Annotated in this window: 22 protein-coding genes and 3 tRNA genes; 15 read left to right on the top strand and 10 right to left on the bottom strand. The window is 68.8% G+C overall.

Features of this window, described 5'->3' with window-relative positions; translation table 11 throughout:
* Positions 1-37 precede the first annotated feature (37 nt).
* Complete coding sequence (locus ACO2RJ_RS12250; protein WP_423268285.1) at positions 38-394, top strand: DUF952 domain-containing protein; 357 nt, start codon at positions 38-40, stop codon at positions 392-394.
* Positions 391-1,479: a quinone-dependent dihydroorotate dehydrogenase gene (locus tag ACO2RJ_RS12255; protein ID WP_423268286.1), complete on the top strand. Its 1,089-nt coding sequence runs from the start codon at positions 391-393 to the stop codon at positions 1,477-1,479. Before ACO2RJ_RS12250 ends, ACO2RJ_RS12255 begins: the two co-directional genes overlap by 4 nt.
* Here the strand turns inward: ACO2RJ_RS12255 and ACO2RJ_RS12260 are convergent.
* From ACO2RJ_RS12260 to ACO2RJ_RS12275, 4 genes are all read right to left on the bottom strand, one after another.
* Positions 1,476-2,822 (bottom strand): MATE family efflux transporter, encoded by a 1,347-nt coding sequence (locus ACO2RJ_RS12260; protein ID WP_423268287.1) that lies wholly within the window; start codon positions 2,820-2,822, stop codon positions 1,476-1,478. The genes ACO2RJ_RS12255 and ACO2RJ_RS12260 overlap by 4 nt on opposite strands.
* Before the next feature lie 7 nt (positions 2,823-2,829).
* Entirely contained in the window at positions 2,830-3,144 is a 315-nt protein-coding gene (locus ACO2RJ_RS12265; RefSeq protein ID WP_423268288.1) for a DUF6460 domain-containing protein, read from the bottom strand.
* A gap of 16 nt (positions 3,145-3,160) precedes the next feature.
* Positions 3,161-4,825, bottom strand: a complete 1,665-nt coding sequence (locus tag ACO2RJ_RS12270; protein WP_423268289.1) for a lysine--tRNA ligase — start codon at positions 4,823-4,825, stop codon at positions 3,161-3,163.
* A 68-nt stretch (positions 4,826-4,893) separates the two neighbouring features.
* Positions 4,894-5,778, bottom strand: coding sequence for a transporter substrate-binding domain-containing protein (locus tag ACO2RJ_RS12275; RefSeq protein WP_423268290.1), 885 nt, complete (start codon positions 5,776-5,778; stop codon positions 4,894-4,896).
* Positions 5,779-5,883: 105 nt separating this feature from the next.
* Between ACO2RJ_RS12275 and ACO2RJ_RS12280 the strand changes: the two genes are divergently transcribed.
* The 4 genes from ACO2RJ_RS12280 to ACO2RJ_RS12295 all read left to right on the top strand — a co-directional run bounded on the left by ACO2RJ_RS12280 (position 5,884) and on the right by ACO2RJ_RS12295 (position 8,453).
* Positions 5,884-7,335, top strand: a complete 1,452-nt coding sequence (locus ACO2RJ_RS12280; RefSeq protein WP_423268291.1) for a glycosyltransferase — start codon at positions 5,884-5,886, stop codon at positions 7,333-7,335.
* Positions 7,271-7,723, top strand: coding sequence for a hypothetical protein (locus ACO2RJ_RS12285; protein WP_423268292.1), 453 nt, complete (start codon positions 7,271-7,273; stop codon positions 7,721-7,723). The genes ACO2RJ_RS12280 and ACO2RJ_RS12285 overlap by 65 nt, the downstream gene beginning before the upstream one ends.
* A 27-nt stretch (positions 7,724-7,750) precedes the next feature.
* On the top strand, positions 7,751-8,080 hold the full coding sequence (locus ACO2RJ_RS12290; RefSeq protein ID WP_423268293.1) for a PIN domain-containing protein: 330 nt from the start codon (positions 7,751-7,753) through the stop codon (positions 8,078-8,080).
* Between the two features lie 100 nt (positions 8,081-8,180).
* Complete coding sequence (locus ACO2RJ_RS12295) at positions 8,181-8,453, top strand: hypothetical protein (RefSeq protein ID WP_423268294.1); 273 nt, start codon at positions 8,181-8,183, stop codon at positions 8,451-8,453.
* Here the strand turns inward: ACO2RJ_RS12295 and ACO2RJ_RS12300 are convergent.
* Positions 8,450-9,469 (bottom strand): IS1595 family transposase, encoded by a 1,020-nt coding sequence (locus ACO2RJ_RS12300; RefSeq protein WP_423268295.1) that lies wholly within the window; start codon positions 9,467-9,469, stop codon positions 8,450-8,452. The genes ACO2RJ_RS12295 and ACO2RJ_RS12300 overlap by 4 nt on opposite strands.
* 98 nt (positions 9,470-9,567) lie before the next feature.
* Here ACO2RJ_RS12300 and ACO2RJ_RS12305 point away from each other — a divergent pair, with 98 nt between their 5' ends.
* On the top strand, positions 9,568-9,822 hold the full coding sequence (locus tag ACO2RJ_RS12305; RefSeq protein WP_423268296.1) for a helix-turn-helix domain-containing protein: 255 nt from the start codon (positions 9,568-9,570) through the stop codon (positions 9,820-9,822).
* Between the two features lie 80 nt (positions 9,823-9,902).
* Here the strand turns inward: ACO2RJ_RS12305 and ACO2RJ_RS12310 are convergent.
* Positions 9,903-9,976 (bottom strand) — tRNA-Gly (locus ACO2RJ_RS12310).
* Between the two features lie 39 nt (positions 9,977-10,015).
* The gene (locus ACO2RJ_RS12315; protein WP_423268297.1) at positions 10,016-10,651 is read right to left on the bottom strand and encodes a hypothetical protein; all 636 of its coding nucleotides are present in this window, start codon (positions 10,649-10,651) and stop codon (positions 10,016-10,018) included.
* A gap of 45 nt (positions 10,652-10,696) precedes the next feature.
* Here ACO2RJ_RS12315 and ACO2RJ_RS12320 point away from each other — a divergent pair, with 45 nt between their 5' ends.
* On the top strand, positions 10,697-11,374 hold the full coding sequence (locus ACO2RJ_RS12320) for a glycosyltransferase family 2 protein (protein WP_423268298.1): 678 nt from the start codon (positions 10,697-10,699) through the stop codon (positions 11,372-11,374).
* Here ACO2RJ_RS12320 and ACO2RJ_RS12325 read toward each other — a convergent pair.
* Together ACO2RJ_RS12325 and ACO2RJ_RS12330 are read right to left on the bottom strand one after the other, a co-directional pair.
* Positions 11,365-11,961: an SCO family protein gene (locus ACO2RJ_RS12325; RefSeq protein ID WP_423268299.1), complete on the bottom strand. Its 597-nt coding sequence runs from the start codon at positions 11,959-11,961 to the stop codon at positions 11,365-11,367. The two genes, ACO2RJ_RS12320 and ACO2RJ_RS12325, sit on opposite strands and share 10 nt — an antisense overlap.
* Positions 11,962-11,974: 13 nt before the next feature.
* Entirely contained in the window at positions 11,975-12,271 is a 297-nt protein-coding gene (locus tag ACO2RJ_RS12330) for a hypothetical protein (protein WP_423268300.1), read from the bottom strand.
* Between the two features lie 92 nt (positions 12,272-12,363).
* On the opposite strand from ACO2RJ_RS12330, the gene ACO2RJ_RS12335 reads away from it, so the two are divergent.
* Positions 12,364-12,437, top strand: a tRNA-Gly gene (locus ACO2RJ_RS12335).
* A 122-nt stretch (positions 12,438-12,559) separates the two neighbouring features.
* Here ACO2RJ_RS12335 and ACO2RJ_RS12340 read toward each other — a convergent pair.
* On the bottom strand, positions 12,560-13,555 hold the full coding sequence (locus tag ACO2RJ_RS12340) for a complex I NDUFA9 subunit family protein (RefSeq protein ID WP_423268301.1): 996 nt from the start codon (positions 13,553-13,555) through the stop codon (positions 12,560-12,562).
* A 151-nt stretch (positions 13,556-13,706) separates the two neighbouring features.
* On the opposite strand from ACO2RJ_RS12340, the gene ACO2RJ_RS12345 reads away from it, so the two are divergent.
* The 6 genes from ACO2RJ_RS12345 (at position 13,707) to hpf (ending at position 18,626) form a co-directional block, all read left to right on the top strand.
* Positions 13,707-13,791 (top strand) — tRNA-Leu (locus ACO2RJ_RS12345).
* 110 nt (positions 13,792-13,901) lie between these two features.
* Positions 13,902-14,516 (top strand): ribonuclease D, encoded by a 615-nt coding sequence (locus ACO2RJ_RS12350; protein WP_423268302.1) that lies wholly within the window; start codon positions 13,902-13,904, stop codon positions 14,514-14,516.
* Between the two features lie 192 nt (positions 14,517-14,708).
* Positions 14,709-15,320 carry an LptA/OstA family protein gene (locus ACO2RJ_RS12355; protein ID WP_423268303.1) on the top strand — a complete coding sequence of 204 codons (612 nt, stop codon included), beginning with the start codon at positions 14,709-14,711 and terminating at the stop codon, positions 15,318-15,320.
* A 37-nt stretch (positions 15,321-15,357) separates the two neighbouring features.
* Positions 15,358-16,203 (top strand): LPS export ABC transporter ATP-binding protein, encoded by an 846-nt coding sequence (lptB, locus tag ACO2RJ_RS12360; RefSeq protein ID WP_423268304.1) that lies wholly within the window; start codon positions 15,358-15,360, stop codon positions 16,201-16,203.
* A gap of 154 nt (positions 16,204-16,357) precedes the next feature.
* Positions 16,358-17,887 (top strand): RNA polymerase factor sigma-54, encoded by a 1,530-nt coding sequence (gene rpoN, locus ACO2RJ_RS12365; RefSeq protein WP_423268305.1) that lies wholly within the window; start codon positions 16,358-16,360, stop codon positions 17,885-17,887.
* A 160-nt stretch (positions 17,888-18,047) separates the two neighbouring features.
* Positions 18,048-18,626 carry a ribosome hibernation-promoting factor, HPF/YfiA family gene (hpf, locus tag ACO2RJ_RS12370; protein WP_423268306.1) on the top strand — a complete coding sequence of 193 codons (579 nt, stop codon included), beginning with the start codon at positions 18,048-18,050 and terminating at the stop codon, positions 18,624-18,626.
* Positions 18,627-18,633 lie beyond the last annotated feature (7 nt).

Below are 18,633 nucleotides of genomic sequence, written 5' to 3' on the forward strand. Positions count from 1 at the left end.
GCCGACGGCGCCGGAACAGACCGCCCCCAGGACCGCCGTGAGCGCCATCCCCGCCACCGTGTACAAGATCGCGCCGAACGCGCTGTGGCGCGCCGCCGAGAGGCACGGCCGCTTCGTCGGCGCGCCTGTCGATCTCGCCGACGGCTTCATCCATCTGTCGACGGCCGAGCAGGCGCGGGAGACCGCCGCCAGACACTTCGCGGACCAGGCGGACCTTGTCCTCGTCGCCGTCGATGTCGGCGCGCTCGGCGACGCGCTCAAATGGGAGATCTCTCGCGGCGGCGCGCTGTTCCCGCATCTCTACGCCGATCTGCCGATGAGCGCCGTGCGCTGGGAGATCCCGCTGCCGCTCGGGGACGACGGCGCGCATGACTTCCCGCCGGACCTCGCATGATCGGCGCGCTGTGGCCGCTGATGCGGGCGGCGCTCCAGAGGCTCGACGCCGAAACCGCCCATGAGGCGACGCTGGCCGGGCTGGAGCGGCTGCCGTTCCGGGCGCCGAAGCCGTCCGACCCGCGATTGCGGACCGAGGCCTTCGGGCTGAGTTTTCCGAACCCAATCGGCCTCGCCGCAGGCTTCGACAAGGACGCCCGCGCGCCGGACGCCATGCTGGCGCTCGGCTTCGGCTTCGTCGAGATCGGGTCCGTCACGCCGCGCCCGCAGGCGGGAAACCCGAAGCCGCGCCTGTTCCGCCTGCCGGCGGACCGTGGCGTGGTCAACCGCATGGGCTTCAACAACGCCGGCGCCGCGGCCGCGCGCGCCCGGCTGGAGCGCAGGCGCGGGCGGCCGGGGCTCGTCGGCGTCAATGTCGGCGCGAACAAGGACAGCGCGGACCGTGCGGCCGACTATGTGGCGGGGATCGAGGCCTTCGCCCCTCACGCCGCCTTCTTCACCGTCAACGTCTCCTCCCCGAACACGCCGGGCCTGCGCGACCTGCAGGCGAAGGCGGCGCTCGACGACCTCGTCGCCCGCGTCGTCGCCGCGCGCGACGCGGCGACCGTGAAGGGGTCGCCCAGGCGGCCGGTTCTGCTCAAGATCGCGCCGGACCTCGACCTTCTGGGCCTCGACGACGTGGTCGCCGTGGCGCGGAGCCGCGGCCTCGACGGGCTCGTGATTTCGAACACGACGCTCGCGCGTCCCGCGAGCCTCGCCGAACGCAACGCCGAACAGGCCGGCGGCCTGTCCGGCGCGCCGCTGTTCCGCCGCGCGACCTGGATGCTGGCGGAGGCCTTCCTCAGGCTCGACGGGGCGATGCCGCTCGTCGGCGTCGGCGGGATCGCCTCGGGCGCGGACGCCATCGCCAAGATCCGCGCCGGCGCGACGCTGATCGAACTCTACAGCGCGCTGGTCTTCGAAGGCCCGGCGCTGATCGGGCGCATCTCCGCCGCGCTGTCGGAGGCCGCGGCGCAAGAGGGCGCGCTCGCCGCCCTCGTCGGCCAGGACGCCGCGGCGGTGGCGGCCGCCGGACCGGGTTCCTAGGCGCCGAAGGTGCGCCGCCGCAGCGTGGGATAGAGCGCCGCCTGTCCCAGTCCGCGCGCCAGCAGGAAGCTCAGCAGAGCGAGCCAGAGGCCGTGATTGCCCAGCGCCGGCGAGGCCAGACCGAACACGGCGAAATAGATCGCGATCGCGACCAGCATGAGGTTGCGCATCGCGCCGCCCCAGGTCGCGCCGATGTAGACCCCGTCCATCGCGAAGGCGAGCGAGGCCGCGAGCGGGGCCGCGGCGGCGTAAGGCAGGAAGGGGGCTGCGGCCGCGCGCACCTCTGCGCTCGTCGCCACGAAGGCGACGAAGGACGGGCCGCCGGCGAGCGCGAGCGCCGAGATCGCTCCGCCGACCGCAACCGCCCACACGGTGGCGAGGGCGGCCGCGCGGTCGAAGGCCGAGCGGTCGCGCGCGCCGACGGCGGCCCCGCAGAGCGCCTCCGCCGCGGTCGCGAAGCCGTCGAGGAAATAGCCGCCGATGAGGAAGAGGTTCATCAGCACGGCGTTCGCGGCGAGCGTCGCGTCGCCCGCGCGCGCGCCTTGCGCGGCGAAGAACAGATAGGCCGCGAGCAGAGCGAGCGTCCGGATGAAGACGTCGCGGTTGACGGCGACGGTCGCGACGACGCGCCGCCGGTCGAGCACGCGGCGGCGGTCCGGCGCCGGCTTGCCGCGCGACAGGCGCCCGACGAGCGCAAGGCCGAGAGCAAGCGTCGCGACCTCGCCCGCGACCGCGCCGATCGCGGCCCCGTCGATCGACAGATGGAGGACCATCACCAGGATGACCGTCAGCACGGCGTTGAAGCCGTTGAGGAAGAGCTGGAGCAGCAGGCCGAGCGCGGCTCGCCCCTTGCCCAGCAGCCATCCGAGCACCGCGTAGTTCGCGAAGGCCGCAGGCGCCGACCAGACGCGAATGTCGTAATAGCGCCGCGTCGCCGCCTCGACTTCGGGGCTCGGTCCGAACAAGCCGAGCATCAGATCCGCCAGCGGCTCCCGGGCGACCACGACGACGGCGCCGGAGAGCGCCGCGAGCAGCAGCGCGCGCATCAGCGCGGCCACCTCCTCGGCGCCATCCTGAGCGCCGACCGCCTGCGCCGTGAGGCCGGTCGTTCCCATCCGGAGAAAGGCGAAGGGCCAGAACACGACGTCGAACAGAACAGCGGCGAGCGCGATCGCGCCGAGCAGCGCGACGTCGCCGAGCTGACCGATGACGGCGGCGTGGACGAAGCCGAGCAGCGGCGTCGAGACGCTCGCGATCGTCATCGGCAGGGCGATGGCGAGCACGCGGGCGTGGCTGACCGCGGGCGCGGGCCGAAGCTCCGCGCCCGGCTCGACGGCGATCACGTCAGGCTCAGCGCCGGCCGGCGCCGACCCTGAGAAGTCGCAGCACGATCCAGATCGGGATCACCACCATGGCGCCGACCAGGAAGTAGCGGCCGATCTGGCGCAGCAGGTCCGCGCTGTTCGCGATCGCGTCCTCGATCACGCGGGCGGCCCAGCGGAACAGCTCGAAGGCGTCGAGATCGAGTTGATCCAGCACGAGGCCGACGAGCACGCAGAGCAGGGCGAGCCGCACGATCACGCCGATCGGCGAGCCGCCGATGACGCGGCTCACGCCCGCGCCGTAGCGGGAGGGGCCGGCTTCGCCTTCGCGACGGAAGATCATATCCTCAGTCCCTCTCTCATGCCGCCTTCGCCAGTTCGCCCGCGAGCGCGCGGGCGATCAACGCGCGGGTCTCCTCGACGCCGTAAAGCGCGACGAAGGAGCCGAAGCGCGGCCCCTTCTCCTGGCCGATCAACGTCCGGTAGAGCGCGGAGAACCACTCCTGGCTGACGCCCGGCCGCTCCGGCGTCGCGCCTTTGGCGGAAAAGTCCTGATAGCGCGGGATCGCCCGGGCGACGTCGTAGAGCGCGGTCTGCACGTCTTCGGGGCTCGCGTCCGGGCCAAGGTCTCCGAGCGCCGCGTCGAGGCGGGCGAGCGCGTCGCGCTCCACCTCATCCGGCGCCGCGAAGCGCTTGGTCGGCTTCACCTGATCCTCGTAATAGCGCAGCGCGTAGCCGACGAGTTCGTCGAGCTTCGGATGGGTCTCAGGGGTCACGCCCGGCGCGTAGCGGCCGATGAAGCCCCAGAGCACCGCCCGGTTCTCGGCGTTCGAGGCCGAGACGAGGTTGAGCAGCAGCGCGAAGGTGACCGGCAGCGTCTCCGACGGCGGCCGGCCGGCGTGGATGTGCCACACCGGGTTCGCCAGCCGCTGCTTCTCGTCCTGGCGGGCGTAGCCTGCGAGGAACTGGAAGTACTCGTCGACCGCGCGCGGAATGACGTCGAAATGCAGCCGCTTCGCCTCGCGCGGCTTGGAATACATGAACAGCGACAGGCTCTCCGGGCTGGCATAGGCCAGCCACTCGTCGATCGTCAGGCCGTTGCCCTTCGACTTCGAGATCTTCTGGCCCTTCTCGTCCAGGAAGAGTTCGTAGTTGAAGCCTTCGGGCGGCGTTCCCCCGAGAGCCCGGCAGATCTCGCCCGCGAGCTTGACCGAATCGATGAGGTCCTTGCCGGCCATCTCGTAGTCGACCTGGAGCGCGGTCCAGCGCATCGCCCAGTCCGGCTTCCACTGCAGCTTGGCGTGGCCTCCCGTGACCTTCGTCTCGAAGCGCTCGCCGGTCTCGGGGTCGCGCCACACGATCGTGCCCTTGGACACGTCGCGCTCGTCGATCGGGACCTGCATGACGACGCCGGTCTTGGGGTGGATCGGCAGGAACGGCGAATAGGTCGCGGAGCGCTCCTCGCGCAGCGACGGCAGCATCACCGCCATCACCTCGTCGAAGCGCTCCAGCATCAGCGTCAGCGTCGCGTCGAACCGGCCGGACGCGTAGCAATCGGTCGCCGACAGGAACTCGTAGTCGAAGCCGAAGCGGTCGAGGAAGGCGCGCAGCCGCGCGTTGTTGGCCCGGCCGAACGAGCCGTGCTCGCTGCCGAACGGGTCGGGCACCTGGGTCAGCGGCTTGCCGAGATGGCTTTCCATCATCTCGCGGTTCGGCACGTTGTCGGGGACCTTCCTGAGGCCGTCCATGTCGTCGGAGAAGCAGACGAGACGCGTCGGCACCCGGTCCTCTGTGAGGACGCGGAAGGCGTGCCGCACCATCGTCGTGCGCGCGACCTCGCCGAAGGTGCCGATATGCGGCAGGCCCGAGGGTCCGTAGCCGGTTTCGAACAGCACCGGCTCCGCCTTGGGGCGACGCTTCAGCCGCTCGACGAGCTTCCTGGCCTCCTCGAACGGCCAGGCGTTCGACGTGCGGGCGAGTGCTGCGAGGGCGTCCGCGGACGCGACGGGAGAAGGCGAGGTCATCAGATGCAGGTCCGTTGGAAGGGCGCGCACGTTACGGACCCGCGCCGCAGCGCGTCAATGACGGGCCGTCACCAGATGCCGACGGGAAAGTGCTTGAGATAGATCTCGGCGTAGGTCCCGGATTCGTCCAGCCGCTGCAGCGCGTAGTCGATCGCCTGCCGCAGCTTTTCGTCCTCCGGCCGCAGGAGGGCGCCGACGCCCTCGCCGAAATAGCGGCTGTCGACGTAAGGGCCGCCCACGAAGCGACAGCAGCCGTCGGAGGCGGTGCCGTTCAACCAGAAGGCGAGCGACACCGCGTCGCCGAAGACGACCTCGGCGTCACCGTCCTTGACCGCAGCCCGCGCCTCGTCGGCCTTCGGAAAGGCTTTCAGCGCCGCCTTGCCGAAATACGCCTTCAGGAAGGCCTCGTGCGCGGAGCCGGCGACGACCGCGACCGTTCGGCCCGCCAGCGCTTCCGGCGTGGCGTCCGGGACCGCCTTGTCCTTGCGCGCGACGAAGCGCGCCGCGTTCTGGTGGACCCTCTCGGTCATCGCGTAGCGCAGGCGGAGCTCCGGCGTCGGCCGCGCCATGGCGAGGATCACGTCGGCCTGACGCTGGTCGAGCGTGTCCATCAGCGCGTCCCAGCGCCAGGCCTGCAGCGTGCAGGCGATCTTGAGCTCGGCGCAGATCGCCCGCGCGAGGTCAACGGCGAAGCCTGTGGGCTGGCCTTCGGAGTCGAGGTAGTGGAACGGGGGATAATCGTCGCCCGTCGCCCATTTGATGATCCGGTTGGGCGGAAGATCGGGCTTTTCGATGCGCGCCTTGGGATCGGAGTAACGCGGGATCGCGACGCCCTGGTCGCCGAGGGGCTGGGCCGCCTCTCCCGCGACGGCTCCGCACAGCAGCATGGCGAGCGCCAGAAGCGCCCGGCAAAACGCGCCGCGGATCTCCGTAGAAACCCCTACAGGTTGCATTCGACTCGACTCCTCGCCCGACGCAATTCTACACTTTTCGGCGCGGGGTCGGGCGACGGGCGCGGGCGATAAATGGCCGCGCGGCCCTGCGGGGGCGGATCGAAGGTGAGCGCTGGCCTGCCTCTCTCCCGTGCGCGGCGGCGGCATGAGAACTCCGCGCCGTGGCCGGCCGATGGCCGCGCCAGCCGAGCGCACGGCGTTGCGGCGCCGTTTCACTCGCGCCACGCTCTGCCTCCCGAGCTTGCGGCCCTCGAACGCGCCGGCGTCCCCCTGCCGACGCTGCTCGACGCCCTGCGGGTCGCGGAAGCGTCCGGGGTCGCGCCTTACGACGCGCTCGCGACCGCGGCCGCGATCCCGGAGGAGGAGCTTGTTCTCAAACTCGCGGATGCGCTCGGCGTCGACGCGCTCTCAGTCGACGACGGCGCGGGATCGACCTTCGACGCCGACCGGTGCGGCTTCGCCCTCCGGACGGGACGCGTCCAGACGCAGGGCGCCGACGGCCGGCTCCGGCTGGTGATCGCGGCGCGCGGCGCCTCGGTCGCTGCGCTCGCGCGGGCGCGGCGGGGCCAGCCGCGCGACGCCAAGATCGCGCTCGCGACCCCGAGGGCGTTCGCCGACTGGGTGATCGCGCGCACCGGATCCGCGCTCGCGGAGCGCGCCAGCGAGGGGCCGGCCGCGCTTTCGCCCGAACTGACCGTCGAGCGCGGCATGCCGCGGCCGGGCGCGGCCATGCGCGCCGCGCTGGCCGCCGGCCTGATCGCCATGGTGGCGGCCGCCTTTCTCGCCCCGGCGGCCGGAATCGCGCTCGCCGCCGTCACCGGGCTGCTGTTCGCCGCCCTCAACGCGTTCCGTCTGCGGCTCGCCTGCACGTCGGCGCCGCCTGCGCCCACGGGCGCGCGCCTCGACGATCGCGCCCTGCCGATCTACACCGTGCTCGTGCCGCTTTGCCGGGAAGCGGCCGTCGTCCCCGACCTTCTTGCGGCGCTCGAACGCTTCGACTATCCGCCGGCGAAGCTCGACATCAAGCTGCTCGTCGAACGCAACGACGCGGAGACGCTCGCGGCGCTTGCGCGCCGGCCGCCGCGCGCCGGGGTCGAGGTGCTGGTGCTGCCGCCGGGCGGCCCGCAGACCAAGCCGAGGGCGCTCAACGCCGGCCTGCTCGCCGCCCGCGGCGCCTATCTCACCATCTATGACGCCGAGGACCGCCCCGACCCCGACCAGCTCCGGCTCGCGGTGGCGGCGTTTCGCGCCGGCCCGGGAAAGCTCGCCTGCGTGCAGGCCAAGCTCGCGATCGACAACCTGGCCGACGGCTGGCTCGTGCGGCACTTCGCGATCGAATACGCCGCGCTGTTCGACGTCGCGATCCCCGCGCTGGCGAGCCTCGGGCTGCCGATCCCGCTCGGCGGCACCTCGAACCATTTCCGCGGTCTTATGCAGCAGACGCATTTCGTGATCCGTTCTCTGACGGCCTCCGCTGGGGCATTCTGCGGGCATGGAAACCACTGCGCCTCACGGCTACGACCACACCATTTCCGGACTGCTGAGGAAGCGCGCTGAGCTCTTCAACGAGGCTGAGCGCATCCGGGACCGGGTGGCTGAGATCCGGAACGACATCGACGCCCTGGACCGGACGTTGGGCTCGTTCGGCTACAAGGGCGACCTGGACGCCGCCATGCCGCGCCAGAGGCGCCAGGTCATGTTCGGGACCGGCGAGCTGACGCGGGCTCTGATGCGCGAGATCGCGGACGCTGACCGCCCAATGACGTCCCGGGAGCTGGCGCAGAGCGTCATCTCACTGCGTGGCGACGATGCGCGCGATCGCAAGCTGCTATCGGAAGTGACGCGACGAGCTTCAAAGGCTCTGCGAAAGCAGAGGGACGAGGGGCGTGTCCGATCGGCGCCGGATGAGAACGGTAACCTGCTATGGTCGCGTAGGGTTGACTGATATCGCAGGTGATATCATATATGTTCAATGATTGTGGTCGATGCCAATGTGCTTCTTCGAGGATTCCGCTCAAGGAACGGCGCATCGTTTGTGATCTTGAGGGGAATGCTAACCGGTGAGTTGCGCTTCACAGCGTCTCCAGCGGTGGTGCTGGAATATGAAGATGTTCTAAAGCGGCCAGGACTTCTTGGAGCTAATCCTGCGATTGCACCTCAGGATGTCGACCCCATTTTGGACATGATCTGCGAAAGGGCCGTGCCGTCTTTGCCGTGGTTTCGATTCAGGCCATTTTTAATGATCCAAAAGACTATCTCTATATCGAGTGCGCTCTTGCAGCTGGATCACGAACCATTGTGACAGACGACAGGCATTTTAGACATCCCGCAGTTCCAGCTTTTGGAATTACGGCCAGCAAAGCAGGTGAATTCGTTGCAAACGACTACGCAAGGAGGCTTGGATGACAGCATATCCACTTCGCGTTCCTGATCACATCATGGATCAGGCAAGAGACGCCGCCACGGAAGACAAAGTATCCATCAATCAGTTGATGGTATCGTTCATTTCGGAAGGACTTGGACATCGCCGCGGCCTCAAGATGATGCGCGAGCGGGCGGAGCGCGCCGACATGGGCGCCGTAATGGCTATTCTGGAGAAGGTCCCTGATGTCCCCGCTGAGCCCGGAGACGAACTCCCGGACAATGAGACGTCGACCGGCCCCGGGATGCGCTAGTTTGCAGAAGCAGTCGGGGCTTTCGACTTAGCCCTCTGCCAGTAGCCCTTCCAGATCGCTGACGGCTCATGCCCGGCGGCTGCCAACGCGATCAGCAGGAACTGCGTGCCGTTGTCGATCCGCCTGGCGTCCTCCCGCCAGGCCATCTCCTTGGCGTAGGCGTCCAGGTACGGGCCAGCGATGTGGTGGTGCATGCCGATCTCGGCGCGCCTGATCCGTGAGAAGAAGCTTTCCGCGTGGTTCGTGCAGGCCTCCTCGTCGCTGTAGGCCCGCTGGTGGTTGATCCGCTTCATATTGAGGCCGGCGTAGTGCAGCGGGTCCCAGGAGCGGGCCTCGTCGGCGTGGACAGTGCTGCCAGGCCGGATGCGCCGCTCGAGCGTCGTGACGGACTGCGCCTCGTGCTTGACCACGAACGGCAGGGTGCGGCCGCCACGCTCTCGCATGATGACGACCACGCGCCGCTTGCCATTCTGGTTCTTCGCCAGCCGGCGGTCGCGCCGGTTCTCCCAGTAGTTCGCGGGCTTCACGTGGCCGCCGAAATAGGCGCCGTCGACCTCGATGGTCCCTGAGGCCTCGATCTCGTCCATGCCCTTGCCGAGCGCTTCCCGAAGCTTGTGAGCGAGGACGAAGGCGGTCCGGTATTGGCAATTCAGGTCGCGGGAGAGCTGGAGCGCGGAATAGCCCTTCACGCCGTTCGTGAAAATCGCGATCGCCAGCAGGATGTCCCGGACGTGCAGCTTGCGGGAGTGAAAGATCGTGCCGCTGGTCGCGCTGAACTGCGCTGTGCAGCCCTTGCACGAGAAGATCCGGCGCTTGCCCTTGTGTCGATAGACGGCCAGGCAGTTGCATTTCGGGCAGACAGGGTCGCCCTGCGTCTCACACCAGCGGATGCCCTCGAAGAGCTTGAGGGCCTGGTCGTCGGTGAGACGGGCGATCTGGCTAAGCGAAAGTCGACGGGCCGCGGCTGACAGCAGGAAGTGCTGCCCCTTCCGTGTATCGCCCGCCGTTCGACCCATACCTGCTTTGCCAACGATTATCGTTGGCGTTACACTTGAGCACTGACTCGCCGAACGTCAACGATAATCGTTGACGTTCGCTATTAAAGTTGCCTGACATGCCCGATATCATCTCCATGGAACAGTGCCGCGCCGCGCGAGCCCTGCTCGATTGGACCCAGGAAGAGCTGGCGAACGCGGCCAACCTTTCGCTGTCAACCGTGCGTGACTTCGAGAAGGGTCGGCGGACGCCGATCCCGAATAACATGCTGATGCTAAAGCAAGTTTTCGAGGATGAAGGTCTCGTCTTCACCTACCACGAGGAGGAGATCCCGCTCGGCGTCGAGTTCCACTACGAGCGGCTGAGGATCTGAAACCCCTGCGGGGAGCGTGCCACAAGCCCTTGACGCGGGGCGTCGACAGCGCGACGCTCCACGCTAAGGGCTGAGTCGTGAGCGGACGACGGGACTCGGACCCGCATCTTGCCGGTGGGTGGCCGACAGGTTCTGCCTGTTGAACTACGTCCGCATCTGAAACGGCGCCGGGGGCAACCGGCGCCGTTTTCGTTTACGGGCCTCCTGGCGGGTGATGCCCGTTAAGCTTCTTGCGACCGGCATCCGTAATCGACCACCGGCGCTTCGAGGCCGTAGCGAGGCCATCCTTCTTGAGATGGTACTTCGCCTTCTCGGCCGCGGATTTCGTCAGGCCCTCCTCAATAACGATTTCGTCGAGGTCTCCCGTCGGCACTGGCTGCCGACTGGATGCGAGCTTGAAAAGGATGATCTCAGAAGCCGAGCGCTTGGGCTGGTTCGGCTGGTCGAGTGGGGGCTTCTCGGGATCCGCCTTCGCCGACCGAGGAGCTTCCTCGTCATCAGGCTGCAGCTTCGCCATCACTTCGAGCTTGGCGAGCTTCTTGTGAAGCTTCTCCTCCCGGATCGCTCCCGCGATAACGGCTTCCCTGACGATGGCGAGCGAGCGGTCGGACACCCGCTGAACCTCTCGCGTCGCCTTTTCGATGACGCTGAGGATTTGAGACGTCGTCCGTCCCATTTCGGACCGGACGTCCTCGATCTGGCTGGCCAAGTCGGTCATGAACGACCTCCTGATTCGCTGGAACCGAGGATAGGGAAATCGGACGCGATGTAAACGATCGATCAAAACCGGATTTGAGGAATTCCGGTTCGCGTCAGAATCCAGGACCATCCTTCCGGTTTTACGCGTTCATGGCCCTGGGTCGTCGTCTGCGGCATGCCGGAGGTCACATGCTTCTGCTGCATAAGACCGCATTTCCGCACCGCCGTGCTGAGGTCGGTCGGCGGGTGGGACGCGGCCAACGTCACGGAGGATGCGGATCTCGGCCTGAGGCTCGCGCGCCTCGGCTGGCGAACCGGGTCGATCGATTCCACCACCTATGAGGAGGCGCCGGCGAGGATCGTCCCCTGGATCAGGCAGCGCACACGGTGGATGAAGGGCTTCATGGTCACCGCCCTGGTGCATGGCCGAAGCATGGGCGACCTCGCGCGGCGCGTCGACCCGTCGAGCTTCGTCGCCGCGCAGATCCTGATCGGCGGCGTCGCGCTGACGGGGCTCGCCTACCCCGTCTGCCTCGCGCTCCTGCTCTGGCACGGCCTGACGGGATCGATCCTGGGTCCTGAGGGCGACCTCGCGCTCGCGACCTTCGCCGGAATCCACGTCGTCGTGTTCATCGTGGGCTACGCCGCCGGCCTCGCCTTCGCCTGGGTCGGGATCGACCGGCGCGGACCCGCGCTTCTCGCGGTCGACCTCTGGTCGCTGCCGATCTACTGGCTGCTCGTGGGCGTCGCGTCCTGGCGCGCGCTCGCGCAGATCATGCTGGCGCGCGAAAGCCGCTGGGAGAAGACCGAGCACGGCGTATCGCGCCGGCGCGCCACGCCGCGTCAGACGTAAGGCCGGATCTCCGCCGCGATCTCCTGCGGAGTCCGCTTCAGGTTGAGCGGCGCGACGAAGGCGCCGTTCCTGTCCATGAGATAGACGATCGCGGTGTGGTCCATCGTGTAGTCGCCGTCTTTCAGCGGCTGCTTCTTCGCGTAGGCCCGGTAGGCCTTCACCATGGCGTCGACCTGCGGCCGACTGCCCGTCAGCCCGCGAATCCGCGGCGAGAAGCTCGAGAGATAGGCCTTCATCGCCTCCGGCGTGTCGCGTTCGGGGTCGACGGTCACGAACAGCGCCTGGGTCTTCTCCGCGTCCGGCCCCAGCGCCTCGAACGCCTGGGTGATCTCGTAGAGCGCGGTCGGGCAGACGTCCGGACAATGGGTGAACCCGAAGAACACCAGGAACGGCTTGCCCTTGACGTCGGCGTCGGTGACCGTCGCCCCGGTCTGGTCGACCATCTCGAACGGGCCGCCGACGGCCGACGCCTGAGCTGCGGTCTGCCCGCCGCCGCGGCCGCCGAGATGGATGAGCGCGCCGGCGAGGCCGGCCGCGCCGACCGCGAAGGCCAGCGCGCCGGCGATGAAGGCGGTGCGGGGAGACATGACCGATACTCCGTCAGAAACAGGCCACAAGCGCCGCGAACGCCTGGGTGAGGAACACTTCCCCGCCTGCGCCAGCCCAGAGAACGAGCGCCGCGGCGACGAGCAGGCTAAGGCCGACGCCGAGCGCGGCGAGACCCAAAGCGGCGCCCGACCGGCGCCCGCTGGCGTCCCGCGACGCGCTCTGGACCTGTTCGATCGGTCCGCTCATGGACGCCGCCTCGATCTCCTCGCCGCGCCGAGGGCGGGGCTTGATCGCCGTTACGTAGACCTCCCGCGGCCGCGCGTCGACGGCGACCTCTCCCGGCGTCATCACGACAGCGCGCGGAGCGCGGCACGCGGCGCTCGAAGGATGCGCCTCGCCGCTTGTCCGCGGTCGCGCCCGCCTCTAATGTGCGGTCCGTCGCGGGCGTAGTTCAATGGTAGAACGGCAGCTTCCCAAGCTGCATACGAGGGTTCGATTCCCTTCGCCCGCTCCAGCCCTTCCTGGACCTAAGCGCTTCGGGGCGCCGCCCATCTGCCGGCGCCCGCAGGCGGGAACCGGAAATCGACCGCGCGGATCGGCAGGCTCGAAGCGGCCGCGCCGGGCTCTGCGGCGGCGTCAGCTCTCGCCGGCGAGCTTTTCGAACTGGCCGGCTTTGCGGAAGCGCCAGAGATAGGTCGGAACGACCGCCTCGACGGAGGCCGGCGAGACGCCCAGCCCCTCCAGCGTGCGGCCGGCGGCGATGGCCTCGTCCGACACCACGTTGTCGACTTCGAGCATCGCGACCTGATCGACGGTGAGCAGGGGCTTCGGCAGGAGCTGCAGGAGGCGCGCCTGCGCCTTGGCGAGCGGGAACGGGAGAGGGAGCAACAGGCGCTCGCGGCCGGTCTGGCGCAGCACGAAGCGCAGGATCTCCTCGAACGTCATGACCGCCGGGCCGCCGAGCTCATAGGCCCCGGCCCCGCCCGCCATGCCGCCGCGCAGCGCGAGCGCCACGACGTGAGCCACGTCGCCCACGAACACCGGCTGGAACCGCGTCTTGCCGCCGCCGATCAGCGGCAGGACCGGCGAGATCTGCGCCATCGCCGCAAATTTGTTGAAGAACGAATCCTCCGGACCGAACACGATCGAGGGCCTGAGGATCACCGTCTCCGGGAACGCCTCGAGCGCGGCCTGCTCGCCGGCGGCCTTGGTCTGGCCGTAGAGCGCGGCGCTGGCGCGGTCGGCCCCGATCGCGGACATCTGCACGAAGCGGCGGGCGCCGGCCTCGCGCGCCGCCTCGGCGATCAGGCGCGGGCCTTCGGCCTGCAAGGCCTGGAACCGCTGCTTGCCGCTCTCGGCGAGAATGCCGACGAGATTGACCACCGCGTCCGAGCCGCGCGCCGCCTGGCGCACCGATTCGGGAAACCGCAGATTGGCCTGCACCGCGACGATCTGGCCGACGCCGCCCAGCGGCTGCAGATGGCCCGCGAGATCCGGGCGCCGCACGGCGACGCGTATCCGCCAGCCGTCGCGGGCGAGGGCGCGCACGACGTGCCGGCCGATGAAGCCGGATCCCCCGAAGACCGTGACGAGCTTGTTCTCGACCGGACGTGACCCTTCGGCGACCGCCATGTCCCAAGTTCTCCTCGCATCCTGCCGATGCAGCCGAGACGTAAGGTAGAAGGCGGACCCCGTAAAGCGACGACGCGGCCCGGCGAAGGCGGCGCCTGGCCGCCCGACGCCCATTGACGCGTCGGCTTCGCACCAATATGACCCCCGGCAGGCCCAGGTGGCGGAACTGGTAGACGCGCACGGTTCAGGTCCGTGTGGGTAACACCGTGGAGGTTCGAGTCCTCTCCTGGGCACCATTTTCGAACGACGGCGCGGCGGACCTGCCGCGCCGTCGATCTTTCCGGCTCAGCGCCGGCGCCGGCGCGGCCTTTGACGATCCGCCCGCTTACCCCACGGTTTCATCCCTATGACGATCCGGCTCCATCGCGGCGACCTCCCGGACGACTACGCGCCGGGGACGTCCGTCGCGATCGACACCGAGACGCTCGGCCTCAATCCCAACCGCGACCGGCTGTGCGTCGTGCAGATGTCGACCGGCGACGGCGACGCCGACGTGATCCAGATCGCCCCGGGCCAGACTCGCGCGCCGAACCTCGAGCGCGTGCTGCGCGACCGGTCGGTCCTGAAACTCTTCCACTTCGCGCGCTTCGACGTCGCGGTGCTCTACAAGACCTTCGGCGTTATGACCGAGCCGGTCTACTGCACCAAGATCGCCTCCAAGCTGGTGCGCACCTACACCGATCGGCATGGACTGAAGGATCTCATTCACGAGATGCTGAAGGTCGATGTGTCCAAGCAGCAGCAATCGTCGGACTGGGGCGCGGACGACCTGACCGAGGCCCAGCTTAACTACGCCGCAAGCGATGTGTTGTATCTGCACGCGCTGAAGGCGAAACTTGACGTGCTGCTCGTCCGCGAGGGCCGGTCGGCGTTCGCGGACGCCTGCTTCGCCTTCGTGCCGGTACGCTCGGCGCTCGATCTCGCGGGCTGGGCGGACTCCGACATCTTCGCCCACAAATGAGCGGCCGCAGACCGGTCTTGGCGGACCGGGCGGCCGGACATAAGTCAGTGCGGGCTCGCGGCGGCGATTGACGCTGGCCTTCGGGCGCGCCACTCAAAGCGCGGGGCGCCGGGAAACGACGGCGCGCCTGGACGACCTGCCTGACGCAACTCCAGCCTGACGCACCCCAAGAGCCGCCTGAGGAGGCGCCCGATGAGACTGTTTCTTGCGGCCTTCGCTGCCCTCACGATGACCGCAGGCGCAGCCTCGGCGCAGCAATCGGTGTCGAGCGCCTTCACGGGCTTCTCGGTGCGCTCCGACGAGCCGGTGAACGTCGAAGCCGACAATCTCGAGGTCCGCGAGCAGGAGAACGCCGCGGTGTTCTCGGGCAGCGTCGTGATGAAGCAGGGCGATTCCGTGCTGAAGGCCCGCAAGCTCACAGTGTTTTACTACGGCGACAACGACAAGCCGAAGAAGGCCCCGGGCGAGGCCCGTCCGGCGCAGGGCGAAACCAAGGGGGCGGAAGGCGCCGCCTCGCCGCAGGCCGGCCGCGACATCCGCCGCATGGAGGCCGAGGGCGACGTGGACGTCACCGCCCGCAACCAGCACGCGACGGGTCAGCGCGGCGTGTTCGACTCGCAGGCCAACACCGCCGAACTGACGGGCGGGGTCGTCGTCACCCAGGGCGACAGCGTCGTGCGCGGCTCGCGCCTGTTCGTGAACCTCGCCACCAAGACCTCCCGCGTCGAGGGCGGCGGCGGCCGTGTCCAGGGCGTCTTCAAGCCGCGCCAGCGCGACGACGCGGCCGGCGCCCAGAAGCGCTGAGCCCGTCGCCGCTTTCGCCAACGGAGCTTTGGCCGTGATGCTGAACACGCGAGACGTTCGCGGCGGCCCTCCCCCGGCGGGCCAGCCGGCCGGCCGCTCCGGCGCCAACGGGGCGCAGCCGCGCCATGCCCACGACTTCGCCTTCGCGGCCTCGGACGGCGAAGGCGCGCTGGTCGCGCGCGGCCTCGCGAAGAGCTACGGCGCGCGCGCCGTCGTGAAGGACGTCAGCCTTTCCGTCAGGCGCGGCGAGGCCGTCGGCCTGCTCGGGCCGAACGGCGCCGGCAAGACGACCGTCTTCTACATGATCACGGGCCTCGTCCCGGCCGACCAGGGCCGCATCGAGCTCGACGGCGTCGACATCACGCGCCTGCCGATGCACAAGCGCGCGCGGCTCGGCGTGGGCTACCTGCCCCAGGAGGCCTCGATCTTTCGCGGCCTCAGCGTCGAGGACAACATCGGCGCGGTGCTCGAAGTGGTCGAGCCCGACCGCAAGCGCCGCAACCACGATCTCGACGCGCTGCTCGACGAGTTCAACATCCAGGGCTTGCGCAAGGCGCCCGCGATCGCGCTCTCCGGCGGCGAGCGGCGGCGCGTCGAGATCGCGCGGGCGCTCGCCGGACGTCCGAGCTTCATGCTGCTCGACGAACCGTTCGCCGGCATCGATCCGATCGCCGTCGGCGACATCCAGGCGCTGGTGCGTCATCTCACGGATCGCGGCATCGGCGTGCTGATCACCGATCACAACGTCCGCGAGACGCTGGGCCTGATCGATCGGGCCTACATCATCCACGCCGGCGGGGTGCTGATGGAAGGGCGACCGGACGACGTCGTCGTCCATCCCGACGTTCGACGGCTTTACCTCGGAGAGGAATTTCGGCTTTAAAAGGAGACTAAGCCGGACGTCATGCAAGAATCGGCCCAGACGCGCGTTCGCGAAGGGGCCGATCCCGAAAATGGCGCGCGGTCTGGGCCCGCGCGCGACCGCGCGGCGCTCGTGACGTTCCGCGTAGGAGCCGCCGCCTGATGGCGCTGATGTGATGGCCCTCACTCCCAAACTGGTGCTCCGCCAGTCGCAGTCGCTGGTGATGACGCCGCAGCTGATGCAGGCCATCAAGCTGCTTCAGCTGTCCAATCTCGACCTGACCGCTTACGTCGAGAACGAGCTGGAGCAGAACCCCCTGCTGGAGCGCCTCGACGGCCCGGACGGCCCGGCGGAGGCTCCCGAACCGCAGGAGCGGTCCGACGAGGCTCTTCCCGCCGACGCGGAGGACTGGGGCGAGCAGGCCGGCGCGCGGTCCGATATCGAAACGCCGCTCGACACCGACTTCGGCAACGTCTTCCCCGACGACCCGCCCCAGGCCGCCGAACTGCCCGCGACCGCTCCGGCGTCCGAGCCCGGCGATTGGTCCGGGCATGGGCCGGGCGGCGCCATGTCGGGCGAGGGCGCGGACATCGAGGCCTATGTCGCCGAGCGCGCGACGCTGAGCGACCATCTCGGGCGCCAGCTCGCGCTTGCGGGCGTCGATCCAGCGGGGCGGCTGATCGGCCTCCACCTCATCGATCTGATCGACGCCGCCGGCTATCTGCGCGAGCCGATCGAAACGGTCGCGGAGCGGCTCGGCGCCGCTCCCGAGGAGGTCGAGCGGGTGCTCGGCGTGATCCAGACCTTCGAGCCGACCGGCATCGGCGCTCGCTCGCTGCAGGAATGCCTCGCCATCCAGCTGCGGGAGCGGGATCGGTTCGATCCGGCTATGCAGGCCCTGATCGCCAATCTCGAACTCGTCGCCCGCCGCGACATGGCCGCTCTGAGGCGGCTGTGCGGGGTGGACGACGAGGATCTCCTCGACATGTTTGCCGAGCTCCGCAGCCTCGATCCCAAGCCCGGACACGCCTTCGGGTCGGAGATCGTGCAGCCGGTCACGCCTGACGTGACGGTGCGCGCGGCGCCCGACGGCTCGTGGATCATCGAACTGGTGGCGGACGCCCTGCCCCGCGTGCTGGTCAACCAGACCTACTACGCCAAGGTGGTGAAGACCGCCAAGAACGAGACCGAGAAGACCTTTCTCACCGAGTGCCTGCAGACCGCCAACTGGCTGACCCGCAGCCTCGAGCAGCGCGCCCGCACCATTCTGAAGGTGTCGACCGAGATCGTGCGGCAGCAGGACGGCTTCCTCACCCACGGCGTCGCCCATCTGAAGCCGCTGAACCTGCGCACGATCGCCGACGCGATCGGCATGCACGAGTCGACCGTGTCGCGGGTCACGGCGAACAAATATCTCGCGACGCCGCGCGGGGTTTTCGAGCTGAAGTACTTTTTCACCGCCGCCATCGCGAGCGCCGACGGCGGAGACGCCCATTCGGCCGAGGCGGTGCGCCACCGCATCCGGGCGATGATCGATTCCGAGAGTCCCGACGACGTGCTGTCGGACGACACGATCGTGAAGCGACTGCACGACGGCGGCGTCGAGATCGCACGTCGGACGGTCGCCAAATACCGCGAGAGCCTGCGCATCCCCTCCTCGGTGCAACGTCGCCGCGAAAAGCAGGGCGCCGCGCGCGCAGGCTGATGACTCACATTAATCCTTATAAGTCATATACTTACGTGCTTTGATCGGCTGTGATGGGAGGCACGTTGACTTCCCCATCCGCCGCTCGTACTGCTTTGGCGAAGCTGCGGCGGTCCCTTCCGATCAGGCCGCTTGGCGAGACGATTGTGGAGCGGACTTCATGGCCTTGCGCGTTTCTGGGAAGAACCTCGACATCGGCGAGGCGCTTCGCGGGCAAGTCCAGGATCGGATCTCGGACGCGATGGCCAAATATTTCGGCGGAGGCTTCTCGGGGCACGTCACCGTCGCCAAGGACGGCGCGGGCTTTCGCACGGAATGCGCGATCCATCTCGACAGCGGCATCCTGCTTCAGTCCGCCGGGTCCGCGGGCGACGCCTACGCCAGCTTCGACCAGGCGGCGGCGCGGATCGAGACCCGCCTGAAGCGCTACAAGACGCGGCTGCGCGACCATCATCCGGATGGAGACGCCGGGGATCCGCTGTCTTATGTGGTGTTCGAGAGCCCCGAGGCGGACGTCGAGGAGCCCGAAGGCTGGAGCCCGGTGATCGTGGCGGAATCGACCAAGCCCCTGCGACGGATGACCGTCGGCTTCGCGGTGATGGAGCTCGACCTGACCGGCGCGCCGGTCGTCGTGTTCCGCCATGCGAGCCACGGCCGCGTCAACATCGTGTATCGGCGTTCGGACGGCAATGTCGGCTGGATCGACCCGGCCTCCGGCAACGGCGCCGACGGCCACTGACAGGCGA

It is taken from the genome of Hansschlegelia sp. KR7-227 (assembly GCF_049446035.1).
GTDB lineage: Bacteria > Pseudomonadota > Alphaproteobacteria > Rhizobiales > Methylopilaceae > Methylopila.